Origin of the sequence: Paraburkholderia sp. Clong3 (genome assembly GCF_050436485.1) — a bacterium.
Lineage (GTDB): Bacteria > Pseudomonadota > Gammaproteobacteria > Burkholderiales > Burkholderiaceae > Paraburkholderia > Paraburkholderia tuberum.
The window spans coordinates 1,590,071-1,606,583 of sequence record NZ_JBNDMH010000002.1; the positions used below are offsets into that span (position 1 = coordinate 1,590,071).

The window sequence follows — 16,513 nt, forward strand, 5'->3', positions numbered from 1 at the left end:
TATACGGCCCTGGTTGGCGCCCGCGTTGGCCCGCCGCCACGGGGCTTTCAGGCAATCGGCAGCAGATTGGCACACTTCGTGCGTTGTGAAACGCACAGGGAGGGCGCCATGATTTCCGACGGCAATCCGTGGCAAGCCCGTCCCCTTTGGCACTCGCCTATCGAGTGCGTGAAGAGTGCGCGGCGCGGGGCAGCGCACCGGAGTTAGCTTCGCTGAGGTGAAACATGATGCTGTTCGACGATTTGAGAGATAACGAGTGGGCGCTGGTCGAGGCTTTGTTCTGCGCCGAGCCGGCGCGCAGCGAACGGCGCGGTCGACCGCGCGTGGAAGCTCGGGCGGTGGTCAACGCCGTGCTTTGGGTGTTGTCGACAGGCGAAGGCTGGTCCAAGTTGCCGGGCCGCTACCCGTCCCCCCCGACTTGCCGCCGGCGCTTCGACGAGTGGCAAGCCGATGGCACGCTCGCTGAAATTGTGAAACGGCTTGGCACGAGCGGCCGCGAAATCTCGCTGCGCGGCCGGATCGGCGCAACGGCCGCGAAACCGCCGGCACCGCCGAGCCGCGACCGCCTACGCGGCGCGTTCTGGACCAATCCGGAATCGTGGCGCGCGCCGGTCAAGATGGCCTGACGCGAAACTACGCGGTCACCGGGTGCCTATAGGCGCCCGGTTTTTTATCCAGCCGACTTTTCCACGATTGCGTGCGCGCCCACGACCCGCCAGCATTTGACGGTCGCCGCGAGACGCTGTCTTCTCCGCTTCGCGCGCCCCTTTCGTCGCGCCTCCCGGACGCCCACCACAGCGCTCCTTGCGCGCTGCCTCAGACTGCCAAACTACCCGATAGCTCCGGGTGAAACATCCATTTACTATTAATTACAACGTGCTTTCGTCCCCCGGCATACGTTAATACTTATGCAAACAGGCCTTGAGTCGAGGGGCTCGAGGTTGAGGGGGATTTCGGAATGAAACCAATGTCACTGGTGTTGTGCGGCATTGTGATTTCATCGATGGCCGCGCCCGCAATTGCGCAACAACGCCCGCAAGGGTGGAACTGGCGCCCGGACCGCCAAGCCACGCTGGAAGCGTGGCAGCAGAGCGAGGCCCATAATCGCGACTTCACGCCGCCGACGCCGCGTGGCGATCTGCGCGGCGATATCGCCAGCAATGTGCGGGCACGGCCCGATGCGCCGCGTGAGGATCAGCGGCGGCGATGATTTGCTGAGTCGCCGCTCGGACGGCGCGTGGCGCGACGCGGTCGCCCAGTATCTTGCATTGCGCACTTACGATCGGGGAACCACCGGACGCGGCACCAGTCTGACTCAACGCCATTAGCACAGCGTGGCAGTAGTAATTCCGGTATGCCCGTATCTTCGTGATACGGGCTTTTTTTCGCCCTCGAGGCGTTGATGGCATGAAAGGCGCGCAACGGCAACGACCTGCGCGGATCGCGTCGCCGCCTTGTCGATGGGAAACGGAGATTCGCCCCCGGACGCGCACGGCGACCGGTCGACGTCAGCGACGGCCCGCCGAGGGGGTGACAGGCCCGGGCGGACAGTGACTCCGTTCAGATAAGCGATGAACCTTGAGCTAAGATCTGACTTCGGCTGTCGCGGCGGACTGCGGTTCGGCCGCGCCGAGAACATAATCGTTCATGCGTTGCGCTGTCCATGTGAGCAGACGCTCGTCGTGCTCGAGCCGCGCAAACTCCGCTTTGCCGCGTTCGGTGAGCACCGCGATGTCGACGGGAGCATGAAAGCCTGGCGCCGGTGCGACGGTTCGCTGACGAACGGTGTCCATCAGCCCCAGCGCGCGAAGATATTGGAAGACACCCGGCCTTCTGGCCCAGGGAACCTGACGATATTGCGCTCGCCGCAGCCCTTCAAGTACCGCTTCGTTGGAATACGTGGTCATCTCACTTCTTTCTTAAAGTGCAGCTATGACACATTCATGCCCACGCGTCACTGCGCCACCGGCGACGCGCGTAGCACCCGCTCCTGGTCGGAAGCTCGCCGCCTGTCTGACGGCGGATTTCCGCCAGGTGCTGCCTGGTCTCGTTTTCGGAACCCCCGTCAGAACGGCATGTTAGCGTTCTCTCCATGAACCGACGATGCAACCGCCGCGGCGCGATGGCAGGCCCGTGGATTTGTCCCGAAAGACATACGTTACCCCATTTAAATTGATTCTATTCACTTTATTAGCGCTTTTTTTTGCAGCAATCGTGCTATGGAAACGTGCGCGCCGGCCGCTCATCGTCTGCATGATCGCGCTGTTCTGGCTGCTCGCGGCCGGCTGGCTAACCGCGCCACTGCTCGATCTGGCGCAGCCGCAACGACAGAGCGCCACGGCCGCCACCTTTGCGCCACGCACCGCGATCATCCTGCTCGGCGGCGGCACGGTCTACGACCACGACCACGTGCTGGTGCCACCGCGCGACGTACTCTCGCGCATCGAGGTCAGCGCGCAGAACTACGCGGCCTGCAAGCGCACGGCGAGCACGTGCCGGGTGATCGTCAGCGGCGGCAATCCGCAGCGGCATAGCGCGACCGAAGCCGACACCTACCTGCCCTATCTGCTGCGTCAGCAGGTGGCGCGCTCGGACATCGTGCTCGAGCGAAGCAGCCGCACGACCTATGAGAACGCGCGCAACGTCTCGGTTATTGTCGGTCAATCACATTACGACACGTTGATACTCGTCACCTCCGCGTATCACATGCCGCGTGCGCTGCTCGATTTTCAGCGCTTCGGCGTCGAGCCGCAGCCGCAGATTTCGAGCGCGCGGCGCGCGCGGATCGGCGTGCTGCCGCGCTTCGCCAATCTCGTGGCCGCGGAGATAGCGTTGCATGAGCTAATCGGCCTCGCGCAATTTCACCTGTATCGCGCGATCGGCTGGTTCTGACGAACGATGTAGGCCGCTCCGCTCTCGCACTCGCACTCGAGGACGTCGCGGTTTATTCAACCAGCCTCGAGCTATTACAAAACGTAACAAGTGTTGAGCACGGTTACAAAGCCATCGGCTGGAGAAGAGTTTGCTCGATAGAATGCATTGTCTTTCCCACTGGACAGGCAATACTCGGGTCCACCACCATTCTACGGAGGTAACGATGAAGAAAGTGTCCATGGCGATCCTGGTTTCCTTGTGTGCCGCAGCCGGCGCGGCTCACGCGCAGGACAACGGCATCACGACGAGCACCGATCCGGCGAAGGCCGCCGACGTCGAGCAGCGTGCGCAAGATTTGCAAAACCGCGAGCAGTCGATGGGAAGCGCACCGGCCGCGCCGGCCAAGCATCACAAGATGGCTCCGCATCATCCGAAGAAGGGTGCCGACGCGTCGGGCACCTGAACGACTTCGCGGATCTCGCCTCGCGGCCTCGTCGTGAAGGTGAAAAAGCCGAAGCTGGCAGCGCCGGTTTCGGCTTTTTTTTATTTGTGCGACCCGCTCGCTGCTGGCAAGGCACTCCGAGCGCGCACCGGCTTGGCAAGCCGCCGGCGCTCTGCTCTCTGTATGCTAAAGTCGCGCACCGACCGGCGAGCCGCCGGCATCCCCTAACCCGTGCGCACCCTGGTGCGGAGGACAGCATGAGCAACATCCAGCTTGATATCGAATGGACCGAAGCAGCATCTCGCAAGATCGAAAAACTGATGCCGCGTGGCGGTCAGGAAGCGTACCTCGCGCTGCCGCCCGTCGAATGCCTGCCGATGGAAGGCGACGTGCTGTTTCTCGGCCCGGCTGGCAAGCAGGAGCCGTTCATTGTCGCGGAGCGCCAGTATCACCATGACGGCGACGCCGACTGGACCATCATCCTGATTCTCGATGTCCCGCAAGCAACCCACTGATCGCTGACGGCGCGCCGGCGGCCTCAGGGCCGCCCCACCTGTCCAGCGTGTCCGCGCGCCGCTGACGCCCGCGCCCGAATCCAGGCGATCTTCGACACCACGCGAATCTCCGCGTGCTCGATCCAATCCGCGGCCGCCTTCTTATAAGCCTGGATATGCGCGGATTTCGCATGCGCCGCGAGCGCATCCTGGCTTCCCACCGCTCGGTGAACACGAACCGGCGCGGCTCCTGCACTTCGCGCCAGAATCCGCCCGGCAGAGCAGTGCCAAGCCCGCCGCCCGAATGGCCGCATCAGCGCCTACAGCGGCACTAGCATGTGAGCACCGTCGGCCTGGAGTTTGGCGGGCGACCACTGGGCGCCCTGCTACCCTCGGCGTGGTACGGTAACTCATTGCGATTGAGAATCGGTTTCGCGCGTGGCAAGCGCGCGGGACGCTCCGGCGCATGACCGCAACGGATTGCCGCGCGGCCGTAGGCAGCCGTTTTGCACACAATTTTGCGCCCATGCGTTTGTGATAACCCGCACATTGTCGCGCGCTGCAAACTGCTAGACTCATTTTGACCAATTCGCCGGAGTCCAGCGTGGCTGGTACCGCCCTCCGTGTTCGCGGGACGCATTCGTTTCGTTCCGGCGGCGCTTCGGGTGTGCGAGCGCTACGCGCCGAATGGGTTTGCGTGCCCCTTCATTCCCTTGCCGCAACGATCCCATGTCAGCTTTCATGCCCGCTTCTATGCCATCCGTCAGCGAATTGACCGTGAGCGGCCTGCTCCCGCACCTGGTCCGCGACGAGTCGGGCTGGACCGCGACCTGGCGCGCGTTGACATTGCACAGCGTGTTCCAGCCGGTGCTGTCGGTCACGCATCAGTGCGTGGTCGGCTACGAGGGGCTGTTGCGCGCGTTCGATCCCGTCGGTCTGCCCGTCTCGCCCGAAGTATTGTTCTCGGGCACGCGCTCGGCCGCCGAAGCGCGCGAACTCGATCGCATCGCGCGCTGCCTGCATGTGGCGAACTTCATGGAGCAAGGCATCAGCACCGGGTGGCTGTTTCTGAACACGCGCCCGCAGGTGTTCGAAACCGGCTGGCCGCAGCGCGCCTTCATCGACGAGTTGTCCGCGCATTTCGGGCTGCCGCAGGAGCGCATCGTGATCGAAGTGCTCGAGCAGCCCGCCGACGATGAATCCGCCGTCGCCAGCATGCTCGCCGCCTCGCAGCCGCGCGATTTTCTGATCGCGATCGACGACTTCGGCACCGGCTTCTCAAACTTCGATCGCGTGTGGCGCTTCCGCCCCGACATCGTCAAACTCGACCGCTCGCTCGTCGCGCGCGCGGGCAAGCGCGAGGGCGACGAATCGATGATCAGCCATCTGATCGCGATGCTCCATCAGTCGGGCACGCTCGTGCTCGCCGAAGGCGTCGAAACCGATGAAGAGCTGATGATCCTGATGCAGGCCGACGTCGATTTCGTGCAGGGGTTCTGGTTCGGTCAGCCAAAGAGCAGCGTGCTGGCCGCCTGCACGAAGGTGCCTGCGCTCGTCGCGTCGATCTGGAGCAAGTTCGCCGAATACGAGCGTGCGCACGCCGGCCACCAGCGGCTCGGGTTCGAGGGCTTCGCGGAAGCGGTGCTGGCCGCCGCCGACACCTACAAGACGACCGGTGACCTCGAACAGGCCGCGCAAAAGGTCTGGCATCTGCCCGAAGCGCGCCGCGTGTTCCTCACCGACGGCCTGGGCGAGCAGACCCAGCCTTCGGTGACGGCGGCGTCGGTCCCGCCGCCTCCGAAGCGGCTCGCGCCGCTCTATACGGAGACGCGCAGCAACTGGTCGCGTCGCGCGTATTTCCGGCACGCGCTCGCGGCGCCGGGCCGCGTCGCGATGATGGGGCCGCATTATTCGCTCGCCGATGGTCAGGACTGCTACACCGCGGCGATCGCGTTCGAGCGCGACGGCACGCACGTGCTGTGCGTCGACTTCGTGCCGGAGGCGTCGCTGCCGGATGTGCGCACCGGCAGACGCGGCGCCGGGCGTTAGCGACCCACGCCGCTACTCGTGCACGCGGCCGCGCCCCGACTTGACCTCGCTGCGCCTGGTCTTGCTGTCGAGCCGCCGCAGGTTCGACGCGCGGGTCGGCCGCGTCGCGACCCGATGCTTGCGGGTCACGCTGATGCTTTCGATCAGTTCATCGAGCCGCGCGAGCGCCGCCGCGCGGTTCATCTCCTGGGTCCGATGCTCCTGCGCCTTGATGATCACGACGCCATCGCGCGTGAGCCGGTGGTCGGACAGCGCGAGCAGACGCATCTTCAGCACTTCCGGCAGCGACGAGGCACGCACGTCGAAACGCAGATGGATCGCGCTCGACACCTTGTTGACGTTCTGACCACCCGCCCCCTGCGCGCGCACGGCGGTCAATTCGATTTCGTTGGGCGGGACCGGATAGCGGGATGTCATGGGTGGTCGGCAAGGAAGATGCGTCAGTGTACAAGCGCTCGGCGCGAGATGCCCGAACTCGCGGGAAGGCGGCGGAGCGCCCGGTGCGGCGCCCGGCCGCACCGGCTCGCGAACGCTACGAAAAAAACCATTTGCGTCGGCCCGACCGGTTCATCGATACTGGTTCTTTCGCTTACGGCGTAAATTCATATGAAAATCCGTCCCGGTTTCGTGCTCGAACTGGCCGTCAACTTTCTGCTGCCGTGGCTTGCTTACCGGCTCGCGTTGCCGCGGGTCGGCGAGACCGGCGCGCTGATCGCGTCCGCCGTGCCGCCGCTCGTGTGGAGCGCGATCGAGCTCGCGCGCTTCAGGCGCGTCGATGCGCTCAGCGTGATGGTGGTGGCGGGCATCGTGCTGTCGGTCGCGGCCATGGCGCTCGGGGGCAGTCCGCGCATGCTGCTGTTGCGCGAGTCGCTGGTGTCCGGCGCGGTCGGCGTCGTGTTCCTGCTGTCACTGCCGATGCGTCGTCCTCTGATCTTCTACCTCGCGCGCGCGACGGTCGCGCGCGAAATGGAAGGCGGCGCCGCGCATTTCGAGGCGCTATGGCGCGAGCGCCCCGGTCTCGCCACCGCGATGCGAACCATGACGCTCGTGTGGGGCATCGGGCTGACCGCCGAAACCGCGCTACGCGCGTGGATGGCGCTGACGTGGCCGATCGAACGCTTCCTCGTCGTGTCGCCCTTGATCGGCTACGGCATCTACGCGGGACTCGCGCTGTGGACACTGTGGTATCGCAGGACGATGCGCAGCCGCGTCGAGGCCATCGAGCGGGCGAGCGGGGTTGCCGGTTGAGCGCCGCTCGCACCACAAGTCCGCCACTTCGCTTTTTCTGCCTGCTGCCGCGCGATCAACGCGATGCTTCGGCAATCCGCGCGGCCAGCCCCGAATCACGCTGCGTCGGCGTCGCGATCGCCTGCGCGAGCACGGCCCGCGCGCCGATCACCTCGACGCGTTCGCGCGCGCGAGTAATCGCCGTATACACGAGCTCACGCGACAACACCCGGCTGAACGCCGACGGCAGCACCAGCACCGCTTGCTCGAACTCCGAACCTTGCGACTTGTGGACCGTCAGCGCGAACGCGGTGTCGTGCGGCGGCAGCGCGGCCGGCGACACCGCGCGCACACCGCCGTCGCCGGTGCGGAAGTACACGCGCAGCGCGCCACCCGCGCCCGGCAGCGCAATGCCGATGTCGCCATTGAACAGACCCAGCGCGTAATCGTTGCGCGTCACCATCACCGGACGTCCGGCAAACCACTGCGCGCCGACCGCGAGCGTGACGCCCGCGGCGCGGCGCACCTCAGCCGCCATCGCCGCGTTGACCTGATCGACGCCGCGAGGTCCGAGCCGCGTCGCACAGAGGATGCGGAAGCGGTTGAGTGCGTCGAAGAGCGGCACTGGATCGGGCGTATCGACAGCGAGCGCCCTGGCAAGCGCGTCGGCGTACGGCGCGAAGCCACCGGCAAGTCTTGCGGTGGTGCGCTGGGCCAGCGTCGTGTGAGCGTCCTCGTGCAGCGCCGCGGCGCAGACCTCGGTCGGGTCGATCTGCAATACGTCGAGCGCCGCGCTCGGTGAGCCGTTGCGAATCGCGACGGACAAACGGCCGATCGGCGACTCGAGGCCGAACCGGTAGTTGCGCTCGAGCCAGACGACGCAGTCCGCGAGCGGGTTGCGTTCGATCGCCGATCGCTCATCGCGATCTGCCTGCTCGCCAGTCGCCGATGTCACGCCGTCACCGAACAGATCGCCCGACGCGGGTGACTCGAAGGTTTGCGGCGTCTCGGGCGGCGCAAATAAATCGTCCAACGCTGCTTCATCGACTTCACGCAACGCGCGCGGCAAAGCCCGCGCGAGCCGCGCCTCGTCGATGTCGAGCGCCTGCGCGACCCATTGCAATCCGCGCGCGCTCAACGCCGGCCGCGCGCTGAGTTCGGCGAACACCGCGCCGGCTTCGACCGCGGCGAGCTGGTCCTTGTCACCGAGCATCACGAGCCGCGTTTGCGGCCCGATCGCGTCGAGCAGATGCGTGGCCATCGCCACGTCGATCATCGACGCCTCGTCGATCACGACCACGTCATACGGCAACGGATTATCGCGATGATGCCGGAAGCGCCCGCCCGGCCCCGACCCCAGCAATCGATGCAGCGTGTACGAGGTCTGCGGCAAACGCGCGGCGAGTTCGGGCGGCAGGTCGCCCGCGCGCGCGAGCAACGCTTCCTGCATCCGTTGCGCCGCCTTGCCGGTCGGCGCCGCCAGCGCGATGCGCAAATCGGCCCGCGCATCGAGCAGACACGCAAGCACGCCGACCACGGTCGTGGTCTTGCCGGTTCCCGGGCCGCCGCTGACGATCGTCAGCCGCCCCGACAGCGCCATCACGGCCGCGACGCGTTGCCAGTCGACGTCGTCGTCTCGCGGCGGACCGAAGTAGCGCAGCAGGCGTTCGCGCGAAGCGGCGGGGGCGGTGTCGGCGTCGGCCTTCGCGGTGCTCGCCTCGCCCGTCGCATGCGCGACCAGGGCGTGGGCCAGGCGCCGCTCGTAGTCGTAGTAGCGCGCGAGATAGAGACGCCCCTGCGCGTCGATCACGAGCGGGCGCAACGCCGCCGCGCCCGCCGCGCCCGCTGCGCCATCGCTTGCCATGCCGCTCGCGAGCAGCGCCGCGCGCACTTCGGCGCTCGACGCGTCGAAGCGGCGCGCGAGCGTCGCGAGCGGCACGCACACGTGCCCTTCGGCGGTCGCGCGGCTCGCGGCGAACGCGCCGCGCGCCGCCCACTTCACCACCTCGGTCGAGGCGCCACCGCGCCGCGCGAGCATGCCGATACGGCGCGCGAACCCTTCGGCGAGCGCGATGCTGAAATCGGCCGGCGCGGGCAGGTTGACGCCGATGTCTTCTAGCCCGAGCGGCGCGGCCGCGCGCTCATCAAGCGTGCCGGGCGTGCTCATGCGCCACCTCCGATCATCGCCGCGTCGAGCAGCGCCACCAGTTCGAACGGCGCACGCCGCCTGTGCACACCGGCGGCACCGTCGACATCGCGCCAGTCGGGCCGCACGCCGCGCACGAACAGATACAGGTAGCCGCCGATATGCGTGTCATATGCATAGTCGCGCACGCGCGTCTTCAGATAGCGATGCAGCGCGACCGTATAAAGCAGCGCCTGCAGGTGGTACGCGTGACTCGTCATCGCCGCTTCGAGCGGCGCGGCCGCGTAGTCGGCGGCGGTGTCGCCGAGATGGTTCGACTTCCAGTCGACGATCCAGAAGCGGCCGTCGTGCTCGACGATCATGTCGATAAATCCTTTGACGAACCCGCGCAGCACGCCGGGCTCCAGCGCGACGTCGGGATAGCCGTATTCGATCAGCAGCTCGCGCAGCGCCCGAAAATCCAGCGATGGGGCCGCGAACAGAAACTCGAGTTCGTTCAGGCGCCGACGCGGATCGAGCCGCGCGAGCGTCATGCCCGGCACGAGTTCGGTCGAGACGACGTCGGCGATCAGCCGATGCATCATCGCGGGCAAGCGCGCGGCGAGCTCGGGCGCGGCCGGCGCCGGACGCTCGCGCAGCGCGCCGCGGATCGCGTCGGGCCAGGTGCGCGCCTCGGTAAAATCGGCGAGTTCGAACATCCGATGCAGGCAATCGCCGGCCGCCGCGCCGCGCGGGAACCCGAGGATGTCGTCGTCGGCATGCGCCGGGGCGCTCGCCGCGGCGAGCGGCGTGAGCAGCGGCGCGGAGCGTAGCGCATCGGCGATTTCATCGTGGTCGGGCCGCACGTCTTCCTGCGGCGCGTGCGCATCCCCGCTCCTGCCGCCGGCCGCGATCAGCCCGCTGAAGCTTGCCATGCGCCACTGATCGCGCAACGGCCGCCGATTCGCGCGCGCGTGCAGATGCGCGCCCTGATCCCGCAGACTTTCGAGCGGTACGCGGCGCGTCACTTCGGGCAGCGCCCGCAACGTGACCGGTCCGCCCGCGAGCGCCTGCCAGCTCGCCGCGAGCGCAGCTTCGTCGGGCGGCTCGGCGAGCCAGGCGTCGAACGTGTGGCCGCTGCCGCCGACGAGCCAGTTCAGCACGCTGCGCCGCGACTCCTTCGTCGAGCGCGACGACAGATACGTGCCCGCGACGAGATAGCAGCGATACACCGCGCGCGTGAGCGCCACATAGACGAGCCGCGCGCGTTCCGCCGCCTGCTCGCGCACCGCGTAACGCGAGGCGCGCTCGGCTTCCTCTTCGTCGCAACCGTAGTGCAGCACCGCGTCGCCGCTGTCGTCGTGATACTCGCGCGCATCGGGCAAGCCCGACGAGGGCGGCTCGCGCAAGCCGCCATCGTTCAGGAACGGACAGAACACGACCGCGTATTCGAGTCCCTTCGATTTATGGACCGTGACGATCTGCACGAGATTGCGATCCGACTCGAGCCGCAGTTGGGCCTCGTCACCGCCGCCCTGCTCGCGCTGCGCGGCGAGCCAGCGCAAGGTAGGCGCGATGCCGGGCTGGGTGGCCGCGCGCGCCTGGACGAGCTCGGCGAGATGGTTCACGTTGGTCAGCCGACGCTCACCGTCGACACCCGCGACGAGCCGCTGCGCGACGCGCAGCTCGCGCACCAGCGTGCGCCACATCACCGCGAAGCCGCGTTCGTGCCACAGCATCCGGTAGCGCGAAAAACGCTCGACCCAGCCCATCGCGTCGGCGGCGTCGAGCGCCGGCGCGGGTTCGTCAACGGCCGCGGCCGCGGGCGCATCGGCGACCTGCGTGAGACGCCACAGCGCGGCGGCATCGAGCCCGAGCCAGTCGGTGGCGAGCGCGGCGCGCAGGCGACGCAGATCGCCGGGCGTGTCGATGGCGGCCAGCACGCGTTCGATCTGCTCGGCGTCGAGCGTCGCGAACACCGACGCCTGCGCAAGCTCCACGCTGCCGACGCCCCACGCCGCGAGCACGTGTTTGACGAGGCTGCCCTGCCTGTGCGTCTGCACGAGCACGGCGATATCGCCCGGTGCGAGCGGCTTGTCCCCGATCGTCACGACACCTTCGCGCGCCCCTCGCAAAAGCCGCACGATCTCGGCCGCGCACGCTTCGCTCGCGGCGTGCTGCGCGCTGCGTTTGTCCAGCGGCGTTGCGCCGCGCGGCAACGTCCAGATACGGAAATCGCCGCCGCTCGCGTCGGGATCGGTAAACGGCGCGCGGCGCCGCTCGCCCGCACGCACTGGCTGATAGTCGAGCCCGTCGAGGACGAACGCCTGGCGGTTCGCTTCGAAGATGCGGTTGCACGCCTCGACGATCGGTGCGGTCGAACGCTGGTTGACCGCGAGCGTGTAGCACGCGGACGCCGACTCGCGCGCCGCGAGATACGTATGCAGATCCGCCGCGCGAAAACTGTAGATCGCCTGCTTCGGATCGCCGACGAGGAACAGCGGTCCCGCCGGCGCGAAGATGCGGCTGAAGATCGCGAATTGCAGCGGATCGGTGTCCTGGAACTCGTCGATCAGCGCGGCCGGATAGCGGCTACGCAATGCATCGGCGAGCCAGCCATGCGCGGCCAGTGCGCGATACAGATTCGCGAGCAGATCGTCGAACGATACAACGCGACGCGTGCGCTTGCGCGCCACCAACTCGGCCGGCGCGTAGTCGAGCCATGTCTGCACCAGCGCGAGCCAGCGCGCGCGCTGCGCGGCCTCGGCGGCGACCACGGCCGCGGCCAGCGCGTCGGCATGCTCGAAGAACGGATGTGCGGGCGGCTCGAACTTGACCTTGGTTGCCTTCTTCAACGCCGACGCCGTCAGCTTCAGCGCGGCGCGCGGCGGCGGCGCATGGCAATCGCCCTGCGCGAAGTAGTCGGTCCACGCGGCGATCGCGGCGCTCACGTGATCGGGCTTGTGCGTGGTCTTGCTCAGGCGCTCCTGTGCCTCGGCCAGTAGCGCGACGATCGCGTCGCGTTCGGCCCGCCAGATCGCGCACGCGACATCGAAGCCGGCCTGCGGATCGGCGCTTGCGCCGTCCGCGCCGACGCTGCCCCAGCGCAATTGCGCGAGCGGCTTTTTCAGGCGCCGGGCCAGCTGCTCGTCGAGCGACGCGGGACCGGCGCGCTTGGCCACCAGCCACGCGGCGAACGCCGGATGCGCATGCGCGACCGGCTCGACCTGCTCGCGCCAGAAATCGGCGGCGAGTTCGAAACGCAGCGCCGCGTCGTCGGCTTCCATCTCGAACGCGAATGGCATCGCGGCCGCGAACGGCGCTTCCTGCAAGGCGCGCTGACAGAACGCGTGGATCGTGTGGATCGCGGCCTGATCGAACGTGCGCAGCGCGCGGCGCACGACCTTCAACGCGGCCTCGCGCTCGATACCGCGCTCCGGCGCGAGCGTCGTTTCGAACAGCCGGCGGATGAACGGATCCTCGCCGTCGTCGTCCATCTCGATCGCGCGATGCAGTTCCGCGAGACGGCCGCGTATGCGCTCGTGCAGCTCCGCGGTCGCGGCCTTCGTGAACGTGACGACGAGAATCTGATCCGCGTTCAGGTTCTTTTCCAGCAGCAGCCGCACGTACAGCGCGCAGATGTTCCACGTCTTGCCGGTGCCCGCCGACGCTTCGATCTGGTTCACGCCGTCGAGCGGACATGCGAACACGTCGAGTTCGTCGGCGGCGAGGCTTTGATGGCGCAGCGCGTCGCTCATGAGGCGCTCCGCAAATGCCGGATCAGTGGCTTGAAAACGATCGCGGCGAGGCTGCCGAACGGCTCGTCGAGCGTGAGCGGTGTGCCGCGCAGCGCGATGCGCAACGCGGGGTCGTCGGATTCGCCGCGCACTCGGTCGTTGACCCATACGCCTTGCGCCGCCGATTCGCTTTCGCTGAGCCGCGCCCATGCGCTTTTCGGGAAGAAGCGCAGCGGCAGCCGGCGGCCGGCATTGAAGAGCGCAGCCAACGGCGCGAGTTCGTCGAGCGGAGCCGCGACGGGCGCGAGCTCGAAGCTCTCGCCGCTGCCGTGCCACACGGTGCGGCGCGGGCCGTCCGGCTGCGCCGCGCAATAGACCAGATGCGCGAGCCACGCGGACAGATAGTCTCGCGCGCTGGCTTTGGCATAACGAAAGATCACTTGTCCCGTTCCGGTCAGCAGGTTCAACGTGCCGCGCAAATGCAGCGGCGTTTCGGCGGACTCGAGCAACAGCGCGTCGTAGTCGCCAAACAGGGAGACGGCGCCGTCGGTGCCATCGCCGCCTTGCGGCCAGCGCGGCGAGACGTCGAGCACGAACGGCAAACGCTCGACGCCCTCGGCCACTTCGCGCCGCACGCTTTGCGCCAACTGCCGCAGCGCGGACAGCTCGCGCGCGCGCCAGACCGCGCCGGTCGCGCCGCCGGGCAACTCGGGGCTCGCCTCGGCGACGCGCTGCACGCGGCTATAGATCACCTCGTCGTCGGTGCCGGCGTCTAGCAGGACCGGCAGCAGGCGCTCGGCGAGTGCGTCGCGGCCCCCATAGTCGAGATCGAACGGCTCGGTGTCGAGCAACTCGCCCTGCGCATCCGACAACGCGATTCCGAGCCGGTCGCGCAGCAGTGCGCGCGCCGGATGACGCCAGAAGCGCACGAAGTCGTCGAACTCCACCTCGTGCATATCTTCCGGCGGCAGCGGTTGATCGAAGAACGGCGTGGCGGCGGCATGCTGCGGTTCGGCAAGCAACGTGGCCAGCTCGGCGCGATCGGCGTCGTAGGTGAACAGGTCGGGCTTCGCCGCGAAGTAGTCCGACGCGAACGCCTGCAACGGATGCTCGACGATGAACTCGCGCCGCGCGCTGTCGACCTCGGCCGGACTCGCGTCCTCGCCCGCCGACGCCTGCGCGAGATGATCGAGCAGTTCGTCGACGAGCGCGGCCGGCGGCAGCGGCGCGTTATCGCGAATGCTGCGGCCCGTGTAGGCGATGAAGAGCCGCTCGCGCGCGGCGAGCAGCAGATCGAGGAACAGATTGCGCTCGTCGTCGCGGCGCTGACGGTCGCCGGCCTTGCCAAACGCGGCCATCAGATCGAACTCGTCGGCACGCGCGAGCGACGGCAGCACGCCGTCGTCCATGCCGAGCAGGCAGACCACGCGGAACGGCAAACCGCGCAAGCTCGTCAGCGAAGAAAACGTCACGCTGCCCCACGGCACGCCGCCGCGTGCGGGGTCGTCGAGCGCTTCGGTGAGCGCGGTGCGCACCACCGACGCCGGCAGCAACACATCATGCGCGCCGGCCTGCATCGCGGCGCTCATCGCATCGAGCGCGTCGCGCACGGCCGCGAGCGAATCGGCGAACTCGACGCCGCCGTCGAAGCACTGCCCGAGCGTTTCGAGCAGCAGTTGCGACCAGTCGGACGGCGTGCGCTCGATCGCGCAGCTCGTCGCGAAGCTGTCGATGTCGTCGACGAAACGCGACAGACGGCCGAGCAGTTCAGCATCCGAACCGCCCGCGCCTTCGACCGGCAGCCACGCATCGACCGGTTCGCCGCCTGCCGGCATCGCGTAGCCGAGGTACAGGCGCGTCAGCGCATCGGCGAACGTATGACGCGCGACCGGCACGTGTTCAGCCAACGGTTCGAGCGGCGCGAGCCCGCGCCGCGCGCCGGCGGCCGCGAGCCATTCCTGCGCGGCTTCGAGCGAATTCGCATCGATGCCGTAGCGCACCGCGACCGCATCGACGCGCAGCCATTCGATCAGATCCGGCGCGCCGACGCTGCGCTCGGGCAGCGCGAGCCAGTCGAGCAACAGACGCGCGACCGGATTGGCCTGCGACGGCGGCAGGCCGGTAATGCGGTACGGAATGCGGCGCGTGTCGCCGGCAGGCGTGGTGCCGAACACCGCATCGATCAGCGGACCGGCCGCCGCGAGATCGGACACCGCGACCAGCACGTCGGACGGCTGTAGATCGTCGAATTCGTCGAACCAGCCGAGCAGGCGATCGTGCAGCACTTCGAGCTGCCGGGACAGGCTATGACAGACGTGCACCTCGATACCGCGCTCGATAGGCAACTCGTCGGCATCGGCCTCATTGCGCAAAGCGAGGATGCCGTTCTGCACGGCGGCGAGCCAGCTCGGCTCCGGGTTTTCGGTGAAGTCGCCGGTCTCGGCCGATGCGGCGCTTTCGGTCAGCTCGTGCAGCATATGCAGCTGCGCCTGAGTCTGGCGGCCCCATTCGGCGAGCAGCGGATGACCGACTTCCTGATAGTCGAGCTGCCCCGCCGCGTCGAGTGCCTGCACGCGCCCTTCGCTGACCACGTCGAACCAGAACTCGCGGCACGGGTTCATCACGTACAGACGCACGTCGATCCAGCGCGACAGCGCGCGCAGCAACGCGATATGCAGCGGCGGCATGGTCGGCAGCGCGAACACGCTGACCGCCTCGGGCCATCGCGCATTCGAGATCGCCTCGAGATCGAGCGCCGCGATTTCATCGAGGAACCGATACGCGGGCGGCAGCGCGGCCGCGGATGTTTGCGCATGACCGCCGGCTTGCGCGAGCTCGGCGAGCACCGCGCGCCACAGCGCCGCCTGCCAGCGCTCGTCCTCGCGCGCCGTGTCGCTCGCGCCGGTCAGACGCGGACCGGTGTCGTCAGCCGCACCGCTCGCGAAGATCGAGCCGCCCTTGTGCCATTGCAGCAGCCATTCGGGGCGATAAGTCAGATAGTGATCGAGCACGGTCGCGACGCGCCGCGCGAGTTCGTAGCGCATCGACGCGTCGGCCGCATCGAGATAGGTGCGCAGACGCGGCGACGCGTTCCACGGCAGCGCTTCGTCTGAGTCGTCGAGCAGCCGGTAGCAGCGCCACACGAGCCGGTCCGGCGCGAACGGCGAATGCTTCGGCACCTCGATCACGCCGCCGATCTGCGCCCACAGCCATTGCGCGAGATAACCAAAGTTAACGTTCGCGCAGATGCCCTGGCGCGCGGCGATATCGAGCTCGAGCCGCCGGCGCACGGCCGCGCTCGGCACGATCACGGGCCGCGCGGTCCACGGATCGGACGGCGCTTGCGCGAGGTCGCCGAGCAGCGCGCCCACCAGCGTTTCGTAGCGGTTCGAGTAGAAGAGCTGAAGCATGGATTCCGGATCACATTTGGCACGCTGATGGCCCGCGAGCGATGCGCGCGAGCCACGGCGGACATTGAAGCGACAGCATAACAAACCCATCCCCAAGGCATAACCTCGCCGAATGGACGAGGTCAGAACGCGCGCAAAATCAGTTAGACTCGACG

At 67.7% G+C, this 16,513-nt stretch carries 11 protein-coding genes and 2 pseudogenes; 7 read left to right on the forward strand and 6 right to left on the reverse strand.

Annotated features, from left to right (window positions below):
• Window positions 1-227 precede the first annotated feature (227 nt).
• Window positions 228-623: pseudogene (locus tag OKW30_RS11585) on the forward strand (transposase); the annotation flags it as partial.
• Window positions 624-958: 335 nt separating this feature from the next.
• Window positions 959-1,210, forward strand: a complete 252-nt coding sequence (locus OKW30_RS11590; RefSeq protein WP_090804114.1) for a hypothetical protein — start codon at window positions 959-961, stop codon at window positions 1,208-1,210.
• 373 nt (window positions 1,211-1,583) lie between these two features.
• On the opposite strand, the gene OKW30_RS11595 is transcribed toward OKW30_RS11590, so the two are convergent.
• On the reverse strand, window positions 1,584-1,907 hold the full coding sequence (locus OKW30_RS11595) for a hypothetical protein (RefSeq protein WP_187626757.1): 324 nt from the start codon (window positions 1,905-1,907) through the stop codon (window positions 1,584-1,586).
• Window positions 1,908-2,172: 265 nt separating this feature from the next.
• On the opposite strand from OKW30_RS11595, the gene OKW30_RS11600 reads away from it, so the two are divergent.
• From OKW30_RS11600 to OKW30_RS11610, 3 genes are all read left to right on the forward strand, one after another.
• Window positions 2,173-2,892, forward strand: coding sequence for a YdcF family protein (locus tag OKW30_RS11600; RefSeq protein WP_409259021.1), 720 nt, complete (start codon window positions 2,173-2,175; stop codon window positions 2,890-2,892).
• A gap of 205 nt (window positions 2,893-3,097) precedes the next feature.
• On the forward strand, window positions 3,098-3,337 hold the full coding sequence (locus OKW30_RS11605; protein WP_090804113.1) for a hypothetical protein: 240 nt from the start codon (window positions 3,098-3,100) through the stop codon (window positions 3,335-3,337).
• A gap of 236 nt (window positions 3,338-3,573) precedes the next feature.
• Window positions 3,574-3,831 (forward strand): DNA-binding protein, encoded by a 258-nt coding sequence (locus OKW30_RS11610; RefSeq protein ID WP_090804111.1) that lies wholly within the window; start codon window positions 3,574-3,576, stop codon window positions 3,829-3,831.
• Window positions 3,832-3,914: 83 nt separating this feature from the next.
• Here OKW30_RS11610 and OKW30_RS11615 read toward each other — a convergent pair.
• A pseudogene (locus tag OKW30_RS11615) lies at window positions 3,915-4,072 on the reverse strand (putative quinol monooxygenase); the annotation flags it as partial.
• A 491-nt stretch (window positions 4,073-4,563) separates the two neighbouring features.
• On the opposite strand from OKW30_RS11615, the gene OKW30_RS11620 reads away from it, so the two are divergent.
• Window positions 4,564-5,859, forward strand: coding sequence for an EAL domain-containing protein (locus tag OKW30_RS11620; protein WP_429347744.1), 1,296 nt, complete (start codon window positions 4,564-4,566; stop codon window positions 5,857-5,859).
• 12 nt (window positions 5,860-5,871) lie between these two features.
• On the opposite strand, the gene arfB is transcribed toward OKW30_RS11620, so the two are convergent.
• Entirely contained in the window at window positions 5,872-6,276 is a 405-nt protein-coding gene (arfB, locus tag OKW30_RS11625; RefSeq protein ID WP_429346747.1) for an alternative ribosome rescue aminoacyl-tRNA hydrolase ArfB, read from the reverse strand.
• A gap of 189 nt (window positions 6,277-6,465) precedes the next feature.
• Between arfB and OKW30_RS11630 the strand changes: the two genes are divergently transcribed.
• Complete coding sequence (locus OKW30_RS11630) at window positions 6,466-7,107, forward strand: VC0807 family protein (protein WP_184029948.1); 642 nt, start codon at window positions 6,466-6,468, stop codon at window positions 7,105-7,107.
• A gap of 55 nt (window positions 7,108-7,162) precedes the next feature.
• Here OKW30_RS11630 and OKW30_RS11635 read toward each other — a convergent pair whose 3' ends face one another.
• Genes OKW30_RS11635 through recC form a run of 3 tightly spaced genes read right to left on the reverse strand, consistent with a single transcriptional unit; the run spans window position 7,163 to window position 16,358 of the window.
• A complete protein-coding gene (locus tag OKW30_RS11635) occupies window positions 7,163-9,253 on the reverse strand; it encodes an AAA family ATPase (RefSeq protein WP_429346748.1) in 2,091 nt (696 codons plus the stop codon).
• Window positions 9,250-12,969, reverse strand: coding sequence for an exodeoxyribonuclease V subunit beta (gene recB / locus OKW30_RS11640; RefSeq protein WP_429346749.1), 3,720 nt, complete (start codon window positions 12,967-12,969; stop codon window positions 9,250-9,252). The genes OKW30_RS11635 and recB overlap by 4 nt, the downstream gene beginning before the upstream one ends.
• Entirely contained in the window at window positions 12,966-16,358 is a 3,393-nt protein-coding gene (recC, locus tag OKW30_RS11645; protein WP_429346750.1) for an exodeoxyribonuclease V subunit gamma, read from the reverse strand. Before recC ends, recB begins: the two co-directional genes overlap by 4 nt.
• Between the last annotated feature and the right edge of the window lie 155 nt (window positions 16,359-16,513).

Coding starts and splice junctions, on each gene's coding strand:
- OKW30_RS11630 (WP_184029948.1), top strand. CDS start 6,466: ATGAAAATCCGTCCCGGTTTCGTGCTCGAACTGGCCGTCAACTTTCTG.
- OKW30_RS11595 (WP_187626757.1), bottom strand. CDS start 1,907: ATGACCACGTATTCCAACGAAGCGGTACTTGAAGGGCTGCGGCGAGCG.
- OKW30_RS11620 (WP_429347744.1), top strand. CDS start 4,564: ATGCCATCCGTCAGCGAATTGACCGTGAGCGGCCTGCTCCCGCACCTG.
- recB (WP_429346749.1), bottom strand. CDS start 12,969: ATGAGCGACGCGCTGCGCCATCAAAGCCTCGCCGCCGACGAACTCGAC.
- arfB (WP_429346747.1), bottom strand. CDS start 6,276: ATGACATCCCGCTATCCGGTCCCGCCCAACGAAATCGAATTGACCGCC.
- OKW30_RS11590 (WP_090804114.1), top strand. CDS start 959: ATGAAACCAATGTCACTGGTGTTGTGCGGCATTGTGATTTCATCGATG.
- OKW30_RS11635 (WP_429346748.1), bottom strand. CDS start 9,253: ATGAGCACGCCCGGCACGCTTGATGAGCGCGCGGCCGCGCCGCTCGGG.
- OKW30_RS11610 (WP_090804111.1), top strand. CDS start 3,574: ATGAGCAACATCCAGCTTGATATCGAATGGACCGAAGCAGCATCTCGC.
- recC (WP_429346750.1), bottom strand. CDS start 16,358: ATGCTTCAGCTCTTCTACTCGAACCGCTACGAAACGCTGGTGGGCGCG.
- OKW30_RS11605 (WP_090804113.1), top strand. CDS start 3,098: ATGAAGAAAGTGTCCATGGCGATCCTGGTTTCCTTGTGTGCCGCAGCC.